Source organism: Methylothermus subterraneus (assembly GCF_054656915.1).
On sequence record NZ_BAAHXK010000043.1, the window covers coordinates 1 to 323 of the forward strand.

General features: G+C 63.5%; 1 protein-coding gene. It reads left to right on the forward strand.

Features of this window, described 5'->3' with window-relative positions; genetic code table 11:
- A partial coding sequence (locus ACYQ3M_RS11650) for a hypothetical protein (RefSeq protein WP_460036248.1) occupies window positions 1-323 on the forward strand: 323 nt, incomplete at both ends.

Genomic DNA, 323 nt, shown 5'->3' on the forward strand with positions numbered 1-323 from the left:
GTTGGGGTATCCTAAGGCGCACTGGATCGATGCAGCCTGCGTGGGCGAGTCCGGTAGCGACGTTCGACTGAACCCCGACCTAAAGCCCCTGACCATCACCGCCGTCGGTCGAGGCACCCGCCAGGTGGTGAAGATGGACCGCTATGGCTTCCCTAGGACCTCCGCGGGACGGATCAAACGGGTACATGGCTTCCAGACCGGCGATCAGGTGAAGCTGGTGCAACCCAAAGGCAAATACGCCGGGGTTCACGTGGGGCGGCTTGCCGGAGTGCGAGCCGACGGGCGCTTTGATCTTCAATGCGCCTGCGGCAAAATCACCGCCC